The 15300-nt window shown below is 64.0% G+C and carries 11 protein-coding genes and 1 pseudogene; 11 read left to right on the top strand and 1 reads right to left on the bottom strand.

Annotated features, from left to right (window positions below):
• Positions 1 to 519: 519 nt before the first annotated feature.
• Entirely contained in the window at positions 520 to 1422 is a 903-nt protein-coding gene (locus ACXJKO_RS23500; protein ID WP_457093497.1) for a LysR substrate-binding domain-containing protein, read from the bottom strand.
• 89 nt (positions 1423 to 1511) lie between these two features.
• Between ACXJKO_RS23500 and ACXJKO_RS23495 the strand changes: the two genes are divergently transcribed.
• The 11 genes and pseudogenes from ACXJKO_RS23495 to ACXJKO_RS23445 all read left to right on the top strand — a co-directional run bounded on the left by ACXJKO_RS23495 (position 1512) and on the right by ACXJKO_RS23445 (position 15194).
• A complete protein-coding gene (locus ACXJKO_RS23495; protein ID WP_457093496.1) occupies positions 1512 to 2717 on the top strand; it encodes a 4-oxalomesaconate tautomerase in 1206 nt (401 codons plus the stop codon).
• On the top strand, positions 2650 to 3636 hold the full coding sequence (locus ACXJKO_RS23490; protein ID WP_457093495.1) for a Bug family tripartite tricarboxylate transporter substrate binding protein: 987 nt from the start codon (positions 2650 to 2652) through the stop codon (positions 3634 to 3636). Before ACXJKO_RS23495 ends, ACXJKO_RS23490 begins: the two co-directional genes overlap by 68 nt.
• A gap of 84 nt (positions 3637 to 3720) precedes the next feature.
• Positions 3721 to 3999, top strand: coding sequence for a hypothetical protein (locus ACXJKO_RS23485; protein ID WP_457093494.1), 279 nt, complete (start codon positions 3721 to 3723; stop codon positions 3997 to 3999).
• A 140-nt stretch (positions 4000 to 4139) separates the two neighbouring features.
• On the top strand, positions 4140 to 4808 hold the full coding sequence (locus ACXJKO_RS23480) for a tripartite tricarboxylate transporter TctB family protein (protein WP_457093493.1): 669 nt from the start codon (positions 4140 to 4142) through the stop codon (positions 4806 to 4808).
• Entirely contained in the window at positions 4808 to 6313 is a 1506-nt protein-coding gene (locus ACXJKO_RS23475; RefSeq protein WP_457093492.1) for a tripartite tricarboxylate transporter permease, read from the top strand. The genes ACXJKO_RS23480 and ACXJKO_RS23475 overlap by 1 nt, the downstream gene beginning before the upstream one ends.
• A gap of 55 nt (positions 6314 to 6368) precedes the next feature.
• Positions 6369 to 7655 carry an ATP citrate lyase citrate-binding domain-containing protein gene (locus ACXJKO_RS23470; protein ID WP_457093491.1) on the top strand — a complete coding sequence of 429 codons (1287 nt, stop codon included), beginning with the start codon at positions 6369 to 6371 and terminating at the stop codon, positions 7653 to 7655.
• A 35-nt stretch (positions 7656 to 7690) separates the two neighbouring features.
• Complete coding sequence (locus ACXJKO_RS23465) at positions 7691 to 10393, top strand: CoA-binding protein (RefSeq protein ID WP_457093490.1); 2703 nt, start codon at positions 7691 to 7693, stop codon at positions 10391 to 10393.
• Positions 10394 to 10440: 47 nt separating this feature from the next.
• Positions 10441 to 11091, top strand: coding sequence for a TerC family protein (locus ACXJKO_RS23460; RefSeq protein WP_457093489.1), 651 nt, complete (start codon positions 10441 to 10443; stop codon positions 11089 to 11091).
• A 112-nt stretch (positions 11092 to 11203) separates the two neighbouring features.
• A pseudogene (locus ACXJKO_RS23455) lies at positions 11204 to 11915 on the top strand (IS6 family transposase).
• A gap of 293 nt (positions 11916 to 12208) precedes the next feature.
• A complete protein-coding gene (katG, locus tag ACXJKO_RS23450) occupies positions 12209 to 14449 on the top strand; it encodes a catalase/peroxidase HPI (RefSeq protein WP_457093488.1) in 2241 nt (746 codons plus the stop codon).
• Positions 14450 to 14846: 397 nt separating this feature from the next.
• On the top strand, positions 14847 to 15194 hold the full coding sequence (locus tag ACXJKO_RS23445; protein WP_457093487.1) for a hypothetical protein: 348 nt from the start codon (positions 14847 to 14849) through the stop codon (positions 15192 to 15194).
• Positions 15195 to 15300 lie beyond the last annotated feature (106 nt).

Below are 15300 nucleotides of genomic sequence, written 5' to 3'. Positions count from 1 at the left end.
CATCACTTTAGACCCCAAGCTGATCACGATGGCTCGGACATCAGGGAGACTGACGTCCAGCCTTGTCGAGGAGCCAAACGGCCGCTGGCTCTCGTGCTCCAGCCGATCAGAGGACCACAGAGGTGATCTCACTCGGTCGCTATCTGCGTTTTGACACAGCCTCGGTCAGGCAGGGAAATTCGCGGACCTTGAGGAACGTCTGGTTACGCGAGGATTGCTGCCCTCAGGCTCTGGTCTCAAGAGTGCCACAAGCGGCCCTTCCGGATCGCAGACCAATGATGGCTTGCCTAAGGCTGGGAGTTGGCGTTGCACGTTTGGGAAGATCCGCACAGCGAGGAACTATCGCGGCCATGAGGCACGTCTCACCGACAAGCGTCCGGTCAGTATGACCAACCCTGTTGGAATGTTCTACTTGGCTGGGATAAGCGCTGTCCTCGTAGACCATCCGGCGTCGATGGGCTGAGGCTTCTTTGCTGGACCTCTTTCGGAAGAGCCTCGCATTTCGGTTTGGCCACTGCGCTAGGTCGCGTCCTTCCACGTTCCCAGGAGCATCTCAAGGAAACGCTCGGCAGCGGGCGCCAGACGACCGCCACGCCGCCGCACCACACCTATCGTGCGTGACACTTCCGGGCTCCGGATCGGTCGCGTGACGATGATGGGGTGATCGCCTTGAGGTGTAGCAAGTTTCGGCAGGACCGAGATGCCCAACCCAGCCTCCACGAGACCCAGCGAGGTCGAGAGGTGAGTCACCTCATATGACCAACTCAGGCTCACTCCGGCTCGCACGAGCGCTGCATCCAAGATGATGCGGTTGCCGCTGGTCCGGCTGACGGCAACAAGCGGCTGTCCCTCAAGATCCGACCACGCGAGAACGTCTCGCTGCGCCAGCGGGTGGTCCCGTCGGCACGCCAGGACGAAGGGATCCTCGATCAGGGGTTCGAAGATCAGCTCCGGTTCGGACGACCCGAGAAGGTTGATGCCGAACTCGACCTCGCCTCGCGCCACGCTCTCCAGGCCCTCGTTTGCGGACAGGTCCAGGATCCGGAAGCGGATGTTCGGGTACTGCTCGTTGAACCGAGCGATGACGGACGGCAGGAAGTAGAAGGCTGCCGTCGGGACACAGGCAAGCGAGATCATGCCTCGCCGCTGTCTGCCGACATCGCGCATCGCGAACAGGGACGTGTCGAACTCATCGAGCATGCGTCGGACGAGAGGCAGGAACTCCCGTCCAACGTTCGTTAGGGCCACGCGCCGGGTTGTGCGCTCCAGCAGGGCAGCACCGACAGCGGCCTCCAGTCTCTGGATGCGTCGGCTGAGCGCCGGCTGGGACAGGTTCAGGGCCTCGGCTGCGCGATGGAACCCCTCGAGATCCACAACTGCAACAAAGGCACGCAAATCAAGTGCTTCGAAATTGATGCTCATCACGCATCAATAGCACCGATCTTTGCATTTCAAAGTAGATTCGAGATCTGAGATGGTCCTCGGGCAATAGAACCGATGGATCTGCCGCTGTGCATGCCACTCTCCCCACACCGAATACTAGCGCTCTGCGGGTTCCCTGCGTGCTCATGCGCGGCGGGACTTCCCGAGGACCATTCTTCCTCGAGGCGGATCTTCCCATCGCCCCTGCGGAGCGTGAGCGCTTCCTGATCGCCGCCATGGGGTCTCCCCACGTGCTCCAGGTCAACGGTATCGGCGGCGGCAACCCGATGACCAGCAAGGTTGCGATCGTCAGCCCCTCGTCCCAGCCCGGAGCCGACGTCGATTACCTCTTCGCTCAGGTCTCGACGGACAGGGCCTCCGTCGATTTCAGCCCAAACTGCGGCAACATGCTGTCTGCCGTAGGGCCCTTTGCGATCGAGGCCGGCCTGGTGCCAGCCGAGATTGGCGAGACGACCGTCCGGATCTTCAACCGCAACACCTCGACTACGATCGAGGCCGTGGTTCAGACCCCGGCCGGCATCGTGGAATACGAGGGCGAGACCGCGATCGACGGCGTGCCCGGCACGGCAGCCCCGGTCAAACTGACCTTCCTCGATGCACTCGGCTCCAAGACCGGCGCGTTCCTGCCCACCGGCCACGTTCGTGAATTCATCGAGAACACGCCGGTCACGCTCCTCGACTACGCCATGCCGATGGTGCTGCTCCGGGCCTCCGACCTCGGCCTCTCTGGCGATGAAACGCCCGATGAACTCGAAGCCAATCTGGATCTCCTTGCCCGCCTGGAGGCAATCCGGCTGGAGGCGGGCCAGCGAATGGGTCTCGGCGACGTGTCGGGCAGCGTCGTTCCGAAGCTCGCGATCCTGTCCGGCGCACGCCACGGCGGGACGATCACCTCCCGCTACTTCATGAACGCGCAACGCTGCCACAAGGGCCACGCCGTCACGGGCGCCCTGTGCATCGCGGCTGCCTGCCGCCTGCCCGGCAGCGTCGCGCACGACCTCGCCACTCCCAGTCTCTCGTCATTGGTGAACCTCGAGCACCCAAGCGGCCGAACCGAGATCGACCTGAGCTTTGACGCCTCTGGTCATGTCTCGCGGGCAAGCCTTGTCCGTACCGCCCGCAGAATCTTCGAGGGCAACGTCATCGTCCCGGCAAGCGCTGTCGCTGCGCCTCTGGAAGGGATACAACAAGGAGGAAACCATGGCCATGACCATCACACGCCGACTGCTCTGTTGCGCACTTCTGGCCTCAACGACGATTGCGGCGCCCTTTAGTGGCGCGATCGCGCAGGACAGCTTCCCGACGCGGCCGATGAAGCTCGTCGTCCCATATGCCGCCGGCGGCGGAACCGACGCGATCGCCCGCCTCGTGGCGCAAGGCGTCGGCGAGAAGCTTGGACAGAGCCTGATCGTCGAGAACAACGGCTCCGCCGGAGGCAACGTTGCCACCCAGCAGGCGGCGAAAGCCGAGCCCGACGGCTATACCGTCCTGATGGCTAACCAGGGACCGATGGTGGTCAACCCGCATCTGTTCAAGAACGTCAAGATCGATCCGCTGACGGCCTTCGATCCCCTCACGCTCATCACGGCGGCGCCGCTGGTCGTGGTCGTGCCGAAGAACTCGCCGCACACGACGATCAAGGAACTGGTCGAGCACGCCCAGAAGAACGCGGGCAAGCTGACGTACGGTTCAGCGGGCAATGGCTCGGCGAGCCATCTTGCCACTGTCGTGCTTGCCCAGGAGGCGAATTTTCAGGCCACTCACGTGCCATACCGCGGTGCAGGGCCGGCCTTGAACGATCTCCTCGGCGGCCGCATGGACTTCATGGTGACGACCGTGCCGTCGGTCCTCGGTCTCATTGAGAGCGGCGATGTGAAGATCCTTGCGGTCACATCCAAGGCCCGGGCCAAGAAATTCCCGGAGGTGCCCTCCGTGGCGGAAAGCGGATGGCCAGCCTACGAGGCCACCGCGTGGTACGGGTTCGCCGTCCCGAAGGGTACGCCGAAAGACGTCGCCGAGAAGATCCGGAAGGCAACGGTTGAGACCATCACGACCGGTGTCGTGCGGGAACGGCTCGAGAACGAGGGCGCGGAGCCGGTCGGGAACAGCCCGGAGGAGTTCGCGGCCATGATGAAGACGGAATCCGCCCGCTGGGCCGAGATCGTCAAAAAGGCATCCATCTCCGTCGACTGATCGATGGTGCAGGAGCACCACCCCAGCGCTTTCGCCTGAAGGCGCTCGGGGTGCGACCCGTGGCCATGATGGAAGATGATCCTCATGCCGACGTACATCGTCATTGAAAGCGGGACCGACTGCGTCCTTGGTGTCACGGAAGCGGCCGACCCTGTTTCAGCCTGTATCGAAGTCTCGCGCCGTTCGGGCAACCCAGCATCGCGAGTCCTGTACGAGATCCGATCCGATCCAAGGTACGGGGATTGGCTCGCCTACGAACTCCCGGGGCAGTTCGACGATCCGATCGCCTGGGAGATGTTCGGACTGGACGCCGTCAAACACGGACGGCTGGTCACGGTGATTGCCCGCCGGTCGGCGAGGTGAACGGCCGCTGCCGGCCTTCCGCTCCCTCGAGCCGCCTCGAAGGCTCCCTGTGGGACGCGATGCACAAGACCTGCACAAGCAGGCATTCAAGCAACCGGATGGAAACAAGCGCACCACGCGGTGCGCCAAGGAGGTGAAACATGTCTGAAGTTATCTCAAGAGACATCCGACCAACCCATGCAGGACCCCTTCGTTCGCCGCAGGGCCTTGTTGCCGGACTGACGCTCATCGCACTCGCGGCCCTGGCTCTCTGGCTGACGAGCGACCTCGATCAGGGCACATTGCAATCCATGGGGCCTGGCCTTCTACCGCGTTGGCTTGCCGTCGGTGTCGGCCTCTGCGGACTTGTCCTCGTTGGGACCGGCTTCACAACGGACGGCCAGGGCCTGGATCGCTGGAGCCTGCGTGGCCCTGCCTTGGTGATCTTGGCGATCGTCGCGTTCGCCGTCACCATCCGGCCGTTCTCCCTCGGCACGGTCTCGTTGCCGGGCCTCGGGCTCGCCATCGCCGGGCCATTGGCGATCATCATCGGCGGCTATGCCTCCCATGAAGCGCGCCTGCGGGACCTTCTGATCCTCGCGCTCCTGCTCACGCCGTTCTGCATGGTCCTCTTCGGCGATCTCCTCAATCTGCCGATCCCGATCTTTCCGCAGGCGTTCGCCGATCTCTTCCCGGCGACCTGGTCACAGAAGCAGATCCTGCGCCTTACGGCAGCTCTCTTTGCCGGCGGTGGACTGCTCGTACTCCTTCTCCGCCCTCGTCACCACAACACGTCCGTTGACGTGGCTGACCACTCTGGGAGGATCTGATGGGTGACTTTTTCTCCAATCTCAGCCTAGGCTTCGGGGTCGCATTGTCGCTCCAGAACCTGGGCCTCGCCTTCCTGGGCTGTCTGGTCGGCACGCTGGTAGGCGTGCTGCCGGGCGTCGGCCCGATCGCCACGATCGCCATGCTGCTGCCGATCACCTTCGGGCTCGATCCCACGGGCGCGCTCATCATGCTGGCCGGCATCTACTACGGCGCGCAGTACGGCGGCTCGACTACCGCGATCCTGGTCAACATCCCCGGCGAGGCCACCTCGGTGGTGACGGCGCTGGACGGTCACCAGATGGCCCGCCAAGGCCGCGCCGGCGTGGCGCTCGGCATCGCGGCCATCGGCTCGTTCTTCGCCGGCACGGTGGCGACCCTGGTCATCGCCGCGCTCGGAAAGCCACTCACCGGCCTCGCGCTGCTGTTTGGCCCGACGGAGTATTTTTCTCTGATGATCATGGGCTTGGTCTTCGCCGTCGTGCTCGCCCATGGCTCGATCCTTAAGGCCGTGGCCATGATCCTGGTCGGCGTGCTGCTCTCCACGGTCGGCACCGATCTGGAGACCGGCGAGGAGCGCATGACCTTCGGGCTGCCGTTCCTGGCCGACGGCATCGACTTTGCGGTGCTGGCCATGGGCATCTTCGGCATCGCCGAGATCCTGCGCAACCTCGATCACACGGAGACGCGGGACGTGGTGAGGCAGGCTATTGGCCGTCTGCTGCCGAGCAAGGACGACTTCAAGCAGTCGTACAAGCCAGTGCTGCGCGGCACCTTCATCGGGGCGATCCTCGGCATTCTGCCGGGCAACGGGGCCGTGCTGGGGCCGTTTGCCTCCTATACGGTCGAGAAAAAGCTCGCCAAGGATCCGCGCCGCTTTGGCCGCGGCGCCATCGAGGGCGTGGCGGGGCCGGAATCGGCCAACAATGCCGGTGCACAGACCTCGTTCATTCCGCTCCTGACGCTGGGCATTCCGCCGAATGCCGTGATGGCCCTCATGGTGGGCGCCATGACCATTCATGGCATCATTCCGGGTCCTCAGGTGATGACCAAGAACCCGACCCTGTTCTGGGGTATGATCGCCTCCATGTGGGTGGGCAACCTGATGCTCTTGATCATCAACCTTCCTATGGTGGGTCTCTGGGTTCGCCTGCTCAAGGTGCCGTACCGCCTGCTGTTCCCGGCGATCCTGATGTTCTGCTGCATCGGCATCTACTCGATCAACTCGCTGCCGACCGACGTCATGTTCATAGCCTTCTTCGGCCTGGTTGGTTACGCGCTGATCAAACTGGGCTTCGAGCCGGCCCCGCTCCTGCTCGGCTTCGTGCTCGGCAAGCTCATGGAGGAGAACTTCAGGCGTGCGCTGATCATCGCACGCGGTGAGATCACGACCTTCATCGACCATCCGGTGAGCGCCGGCCTGCTCATCGTGGCAGCCATCGTCTTCCTGCTGGCGATGCTGCCGACGATCCGCAAAGGACGGGACGAGGTTTTCGTCGAAGACTGAGATCGAGGGGCAAGCATTCGGTATTTGCGTCACACCCTAACATTGGAGGTTCACAATGCAGATCACGGGCATGCTCCATGGAGCCAAGCTGCTCCAATTCGCCGGGTTTCCGACGTCGGAAGTCCTTGGCCCTGACACTAGCGAGGAAGAGATCCGGGCGCTCATCGACCGCCACGGCAGCGTGTTCATCAAGCCGGTGTTCAAGGGCGGCGTCGGCAAGAAAGGCAAGGCCGGCCTTCTCGGCCGCGCCTCTGATCTGAAGACGGCGCTCAAGGAGAAGGAACGGCTCTACTTCGTCGAGCACCGGGTCGGCCCCACCGTGGCCAAGGCCAACGGGGTGACCTTCGAGGGCGCCGTGCCGGCCGAGCACGAGGTCTATTTCTCGATCGCCGACTCGACCCGCTTCCGCGCCCCGACCATGACCCTGACCCACCACGGCGGCGTGGACATCGAGGAGCTCGACAAGAGCCTGGTGGCCCAGATCCCCTTCGATGCCCTGACCGGCCTCAAAGCCTTCGTGGTCGCCAACGCGCTCTCGGAGCTGAATGCCCCGAAGCAGATCATTTCGCCGCTGGTGCAGCAGCTTCCGAAGCTCTGGGAGCTCTACCACAACTTCGGCATGACCACCCTGGAGCTGAACCCGATCCGGATGCGTCCGGACCGGAACGGGCGCCTGACGCCGGTGGCCTGCGACTTCAAGTGCGGCTTCGACCGGGATGATCCCCGCTGGGAGCGGCTCAACCTGCCCAACCACCTGTTTGCCACCGACTATTCGGATTTCGAATTGGAGATCAACCAGCTCCGTACCTACCAGGGACAGAGCGACGTCTATGTCATCAACCCGCAGGGCACGATCCTGGCCCCGACCTTCGGCGGCGGCGCCAACTCCCTTGTGACTCAGATGCTGGGCGATGATGCGATCATCTCGTCCGACTTCGGCGGCAACCCGCCTTATGCAAAAATGAAGGAGGTGGCCCGCATCTGCTTCAAGCACTGGCTCAAGCAGTCCAACGTGCTGTTCATCATTGGCGGCAAGTCGAACAACACCGACATCTTCGAGACCTTCCGGGCCATGGCGGATGCGCTGCGCGAGCACTTTGGTAAGCACGGCCCGTCGCCGCTCTACGTGGTGGCCGGCCGTGGCGGCCCCAATCTCATTCGCGGTATGGGCGCCCTGCGCGACACGCTCGAGGCGCTCGGCCTACCCTATCGGCTGTTCGGCTTCGACTCCGACATGAGCGAGGTCATCAACCACGCCCGTGCGGCCGATGCCTGGATGAGAGCCGGCGGACGCGATGAGGTCGCGGCGAAGCTGCGCATTCCGGTGGTGGCCGCTGCCTGAGGCAGATGCTTATTCAAGAATTTGGAGGAGACACAATGTTCAAGCAGGGCGTCGGCAGCTTCAAGTACCACGTGGGCATCAGCTCCCTCGACCAGATCGCCACTCGCGACGATCGGGTTTGCGTGCTCAACATCCTGGGCGGCGAGTCGAGCGACGTTACCCCAGTGGGCCATGCCTACTCGGGCGGGAACGTGGTGTTCGGCACCTCCCCCGGCCGGAGCGGGCAGGTCCTGGAAACACCGGTTGGTGATATTCCGGTCTACAGCAACGTCCGTGAGGGTCTTGAGGCGGGGCATCGCTTCAACTGCGGTGTGATCTACCTGCCGCCCTCAGGCGCCCGGGACGGTGTCGCCGAGCTGATCCGGGTCAATCCCGAGCTCAAGAAGATCTTCATCGTCACCGAAAAGCTGTCGGTGCACGACTCGCGCGAGATCCGCGCCATGGGGCAGCAGAACGGGATCGACATCTTCGGCGGCAACAGCTTGGGCGTGGCGGATGCCTGGAACCAGGTCCGCATCGGCGGGGCGCTCGGCGGCGACAATCCGGCCGAGGCTCTGCGCAAGGGCTCGATCGCGATCTTCTCGAACTCGGGCAACTTCACCACCACCATTGCCACCTACCTGCGCATGGCGGGCTGGGGCACGACCACGCTGATCTCGAGCGGCAAGGACGTGTACATCCACTACGCCGCCCCCGAGTTCGCCTTTGCGCTCGCCAACGACGCCCGCACCAAGGCGGCCGTGCTCTATGCCGAGCCGGGCGGCTATTATGAGCTCGATGCCACCTTCACCAAGCCGGTGGTGGCCTGCGTGGTCGGGCGCTGGAAGTCGAAGCTCACCCGCGCGGTCGGTCACGCCGGCGCCATGGCGGGCGGTAACGACGATGCCGAGGCCAAGGAACAGTGGTTCATGGCCAAGTTCGGGGTCGACGACATCTTCACGCCTGAGCATCCGGTCTTCTCGCCCCGCGGCGCGGTGGTCACCAACATCGCCCACATTCCGCAGGCGCTGACGGCGGTGATGCAGGCCAATGCCGCCCGCCCTGACTTCGAGCCCGAGGGCAGCCTGGCCCTCAAGCCGTGGTTCGGCTCGAGCCAAGGCATCGTGCTGCCGCCGGAGCTTGATTTGCCGGTGGTCGCTGCCGCGAGCCCCTACGACAGGCAGATCGAGCATCTGAACCGGCAGATTGGGGCGGTGTTCCCGCGCCAGGCGATGAAGGACGCTTCCGGCGCTTCGCAGATGGACCCCAAGACCCAGATCACGTCCCTCCATGGCACGTCGATGCTGGATGCCGCGCAGTTTCCGGTGGAGTCGAACATCTGCCTGTCGCTGCTGAAAGGACCTGGCAGCGACAACGACCGAGAACTGATCAATGCCGCCGTGGGGGCAGAGATCAACCTGTGCGGCACGCCAGCCCTCGCTGCGGCCCAAGCGGCGCGGGAGGCCGGCAATGCTCCCAACACGGTTCTCGCCGCAGCGTGCAGCATCCTGGGGCCGCGGCACGCGGAGCAGGCCCGCCAAGCCGTGCGGGCCCTCGTGGAAGGCTTCACGACAGCGGGATTGCGCGGCGCCGTGGATGAGACCTTCGACCTGAGCCAAGTGCAGTTCGATGGCGCGGCGGACATCTTCGTATCGGATCACCCTGACGCCAAGGCCGAAGCCCTGCTGAACGGATTGCAGGCCCGTGGTGTGAAGTCCGTGTTCGTGCGTTACCTGCGCACCCTCAACGGCCATCCGACGGCCGATGCCGTTCTCGCCGCGGTGGCGACGACGCTGGCGTGGGAGCCGCTGATGCGCAAACGCATCTCATTGCTGACGGCGGAGACGTTGCCCTGGTGGCTGCGGCTCTTCGGCGCTCTGATCGGCGCGTCCACCGATGCCAGCCAACATCAGGAGGATACCTTCTGCGGGATCCCCAATGAGGAGGTTGTCGGCTCGCGGTCGGTGACCGAGATCGCACTCACGGCCCTGGTCGGCACGGAGCCCACTCCCGATCGCCTGTTTGCCTTCCAGACCCTCGTGGGCCTGCTGCTCTCGAATGGACCGGGCACGATCTCGGCGCAAGGCGCCAAGGGCGCCGTCTCGGCCGACGGCCCTGAGACGCCCGAGCGGGTGCAGCTCAACAAGGCGCTGATCGGCTTCCTGACCCATTGCGGGTATGCCCATGGTGGCAACGGCTATGAGGGCATTGCTTTCCTGATCGAGCAGTTCCAGGACGCCGACCTGACCGATCCAGGCGATCCGGATCACGGCATCGACCTGTCGGCCCTCGCCCGCCGATATGCAGGCGAGTACGCGACCTACAAGGCCGACAGAAAGACGGCGGGTAGCCTGGACATTCAGAAGATCCCGGGCGTGAATCACCCGGTCTTCAAGGACAAGCCTGTGAACCACGATCCGCGTGAGGTCTTCGTGCGGGAGCTCTTCGGACGACGCGAGGACTACAATGTCTTCCACGCCTACTACCAGGAACTGGTCAAGGCGCTGTACGAGACCGGGGTGTCGCGCAACGTCTATTGCGTCAACATCGATGCGGTGATCGCGGCCGTGCTTCTCAAGATGCTGTGGCAGCCCTACCGCGATGGGGCTCTGACCCAGGAGGCTCTCGAGACGAGCGCGTTCACGCTCTTCCTCTATGCCCGCATGCTCGGCTCCGCCGCCGAGATCGATGACCACCTCAATCGGGGTCGGAATATGGACACGCGGACGGCGGCATCCAAGTGCCAGTACGTGTCCTGACTCGGGCAGGACACCCGCACGGTTGAGACGATGACAGGAGGCCAGCAATGAGCGAACTTCTGACGACGGAGGCCCTGTCAGCCTTGCTCCAGGTGATCATGATCGACCTGGTGCTGGCCGGCGACAATGCTGTCGTGATCGGCCTGGCGGCGGCAGGGTTGCCCAAGGAGCAACGCAACAAGGCGATCCTGATCGGCATCATCGCGGCCACGGTCCTGCGCATCGTCTTCGCCGGTCTGACCACCCAGCTTCTCCAGATCGTGGGTCTGCTTCTCGCTGGCGGCATTCTCCTGTTGTGGGTGTGCTGGAAGATGTGGCGGGAGCTGCGGGCGGGTCATGCGGAGAAAGATCTCGAGGCGGAGGAAGCCCTCGAGGATCGCGACCTCGACCAGGACGGGCTGATTGCCGAGCATGCTCCGCGCAAGACCTTCGGCCAGGCGGCCTGGCAGATCGTCGTTGCGGACGTGTCCATGTCCCTCGACAACGTTCTGGCGGTAGCGGGAGCGGCCCAGGATCATCCGGTTGTGCTGGTCTTTGGCCTTGTACTGTCGATTGCCCTGATGGGCATCGCCGCCAGCTTCATCGCCCGCCTGCTCCAGAAGCATCATTGGATCGCCTATGTCGGCCTCGCCGTCATCCTCTACGTGGCGGTCGAGATGATCTACCGCGGCGCCTTGGAGATCTGGCCAATGTCGTGAGGAGAGCAGCCATGGAAGCTGGCAAGATCGAAGTGCGCGAGGCGGTCATTCGGACGATCGCGGGCACCGTCAGGTTAACGTCGAGTTGAGGGGATGCTGGCATAGGCAAGGAATGAAATCGACCCGCCATCCTCGCTACTCCCGCCACCGCTTTCCAGCTGAAGTGATCAGCCATGCTGTCTGGTTGTACTTCCGCTTCCCCTTGAGCCTGCGGATGGTCGAGGAAATGCTCGCGGTCCGAGGTATCGAGGTGAGCCATGAGACCGTGCGGCAGTGGGCGCTGAAGTTCGGCCAGCGCTTTGCGAACCAGATCCGTAGGCGGCTTCCGGCACCCGGCGACAAGTGGCACTTAGACGAAGTCGTGATCAGCATCGCGGGCCGGAAGCATTGGCTCTGGCGCGCCGTCGATCAAGCACGGGACCGTCCTCGACATCCTGGTTCAGAGCCGCCGAAACGCAAAGGCCGCCAAGCGGCTGTTACGAAAGCTGCTTAAGAAGCAGGGCATCGCTCCGCGGGTCATGATCACGGATAAGTTGGCCAGCTATGGCGCGGCCAAGCGAGAGATCATGCCGGGTGTCGAGCATCGGCAGCACAAAGGCTTGAACAATCGAGCCGAGAACAGCCATCAGCCGACCCGACGACGGGAGCGCATCATGAAGCGCTTCAAGTCCGCCAAGCAGGCGCAGCGTTTTCTCTCGGTTCACGACCAAGTCGCAAACCTGTTCCGCCGTTCCGCCCACACCAATGCAGAAGATCATCGCCGTCTCCGCGCTCAGGCCTTTCAGGTCTGGGCTGAGGTGACTGGCATCGCGAGTGCCGCCTGATCTGTCGTCTCAGGGAGGCGCTTTGCCTTCAGCTCGTTAAATTGACAGTGCCCGGCTGGTAGCACCGACGGGCGGTCAAACGACGTTGACTTATGCCGGGTGTCCCGGTCTCCTTTGGCATAGCGGCTTTGATGGTGCCGATCCGCGGCTTTGGCTCCCGGCATCCGTCACACATAGTAACGAAGATTAGTCGTTGGACTGCTCAGGCGACTTTCGCCAGAATCGCCCTGACATCGTTGATGCCAACGAGATTGGTCAAAGACCGCCAGCCGTAGCAGTGAGGAGAAGGTCGCATGCCTGACAAAGAACACACCCGAAGCGTCAGCGAGAGCGAGAACCCCGTCATTCCCTCTCCTACTCCCAAGACCAGCCGGCCGAGGACGAACAAGGACTGGTGGCCCAATCAGCTGGACCTCTCAGTACTCCACCACCACTCCCACCTGTCGAACCCGATGCAGGAGGACTTCAACTACGCGGAGGCGTTCAAGTCCCTCGACCTCGAGGCGCTGAAGCGGGATCTCGTCGAGCTGATGACAACGTCGCAGGACTGGTGGCCGGCGGATTACGGCCACTACGGGCCGCTCTTCATCCGCATGACGTGGCATGCCGCCGGCACGTACCGCATCGCCGACGGGCGCGGCGGCGGCGGCGAAGGCCAGCAACGCTTCGCTCCCCTGAACAGCTGGCCCGACAACGCGAACCTCGACAAGGCGCGCCGGCTGCTCTGGCCGCTCAAGAAGAAGTACGGCCAGCAGATCTCTTGGGCCGACCTGCTGGTCCTGGCCGGCAACGTGGCCATGGAATCGATGGGGTTCAAGACATTCGGCTTCGGCTTCGGCCGGCCCGACGTCTGGGAGCCCGAGGATATCTTCTGGGGCCCTGAAGACACCTGGCTCGGCGACGAGCGCTACAGCGGCGACCGCGAGCTGCACGGCCATCTCGGCGCCGTGCAGATGGGCCTCATCTACGTGAATCCCGAGGGGCCCGGCGGCAATCCCGATCCAAAGGCCGCCGCCCGGGACATCCGCGAGACGTTCGCTCGCATGGCGATGAACGATGAGGAGACGGTTGCGCTCATCGTCGGCGGCCACACGTTCGGCAAGACACATGGCGCCGGTCCCGCGGAGGGGAACATTGGTCCGGAGCCGGAGGGCGCCGGCCTCGAGGACCAGGGCCTCGGCTGGAAGAACAAGTACGGCACCGGCAAGGGCCCTCACACCATCACGAGCGGCCTCGAGGGCGCCTGGACCACCAGCCCGGCGAAGTGGGACAACGGCTTCCTCGAGAACCTCTTCAGGTACGAGTGGGAGCTGACCGAGAGCCCTGCCGGCGCGAAGCAGTGGAAGCCGAAGAACCTGGAGGCCCAGGGCACCGTGCCGGATGCGCACGACCCAAGCAAGCGCCACGCGCCGATGATGTTGACGACGGACCTCTCGTTGAAGGTGGATCCGATCTACGCACCGATCGCGAAACGCTTCCACGAGAACCCGGACCAGCTCGCCGACGCGTTCGCCCGAGCGTGGTTCAAGCTGCTCCACCGCGACATGGGTCCGCGCGCGCGCTACCTCGGGCCGTGGGTGCCGGACCCGCAGCTGTGGCAGGACCCGGTCCCGGCGGTCGATCACGAACTGGTGGGTGAGCAGGATGTCGCCGCCCTCAAGCGCAAGATCCTCGACTCGGGCCTGTCCATCCCGGACCTCGTTTCGACCGCCTGGAACGCGGCGGCCAGCTTCCGCGGCACCGACAAGCGCGGCGGTGCCAACGGAGCCCGGATCCGCCTCGCGCCGCAGAAGGACTGGGAGGCCAACGAGCCGGCCCGGCTGTCCGCCGTGCTGAAGGCCCTCGAGAGAATCCAGCAGGACTTCAACAAGTCGCGGGCGGGCGGCAAGAAGGTTTCCCTGGCCGATCTGATCGTTCTGGGCGGCTGCGCCGCCGTCGAGGCGGCGGCCCGGAGGGCAGGGCACACCGTGACCGTCCCGTTCGCGCCCGGTCGCATGGACGCCTCGCAGGAGCAGACCGACGTGGACACCTTCGAGATGCTCGAGCCGGTCGGCGACGGCTTCCGCAACTACCTGCGGGCGCAGGACCCGTTGTCGCCGGAGACCCGGCTGCTCGATCGCGCCAACCTGTTGAAGCTGACCGCGCCGCAGATGACGGTTCTCGTCGGCGGCCTGCGTGCCCTGGGCGCGAACCACGGGTCGTCGAAGCATGGCGTCTTCACCGACCGGCCCGGAACGCTGACCAACGACTTCTTCGTCAACCTGCTCGACGCCGGCACCGCGTGGAGGCCGGCGGCGTCGGCCGAGAACGTCTACGAAGGAGCCGATCGTGTGACGGGCAAGGTCAAGTGGACCGCCACGGCGGCCGATCTCGTCTTCGGCGCACACTCCCAGCTCCGCGCGCTGGCCGAGGTCTATGCCAGCGACGACGCGAAGGAGAAGTTCGTGCGCGATTTCGTGGCGGCCTGGAACAAGGTCATGAACCTTGATCGGTACGACCTGCTCGCGCAGGCCCGAGCAACCGCGATGTCCTGAGGGCTCGCAGGGCACCGTCAACTGAACCGAGTAAAGGCCGCTTTCTGCTGTTTTCAGCAATTCCCGGGCAAGGCTAAGCTACTGAAAATGCGTGACCTGCTCCGGATCTAAGCACCACAGAGAGCAAGTAAAGGCGTTAAGTTGACGGTGCCGGCAAGAGCCCGGCTGTGTAGCTCCAATGGTTTAAGTCTGCCTGGGCTGCCAAAAAGGCCTCTACTTGCTTGATCTGGCAATGTCCTCACGTTGCTCCGATCTGGTGGCGCAGCCTCTGGACACCTTCGCTGCACTCCCGCGTTGATCAGGGATGCAATACATCTGTGATGCCCCGGGCTCGAAGACCTGGTTTCGGATTGAAACCGAAGGTGAAGCCGCACTCGAGTCGGATGTGATGGGCCACGTGGTTGAGAAACACTTTCGCCAAGCCTGGGAGAGTGCAACGAGCACCTATCGCTCGACCTCCAGCACCTTTGTTGAGCAGAACATCGGCCTCAAGGCTCACGTGCAGCGTGTCATGCCCCTGTTCCTGACGTTGCGCAGTGCGGAGGGGGCTGCCCTCGTCACAGCCATGCTGCCGCCGGGCGGGCGCTATGACCCGGCTTTCAGGACCATCATTGTGGGCCCTGAGAACCGGGATCCCTACCCTGAGCATAGTGAGGCCATTCGCAAGCTGGGCGAGCATTTCGGCCTCACCCTCGAGCGCGTCCGGTGCTATCCATATGCTGGAACTGCTCCAGCCCGAAGATAAGCTGGCCTGCACCTGCCCTCCTGGAAGACCGTTCCAGTCGACCGCTGGACCCCTGCCAACCTATCGCCTGACGACCGGTGTTCTCAAGCGAGCGACAGCTCTGAGT

It is taken from the genome of Microvirga sp. P5_D2 (assembly GCF_054049475.1).
Note: the sequence above shows the minus strand (reverse complement) of the source record. Positions and strands in the feature narration are given on the sequence as shown.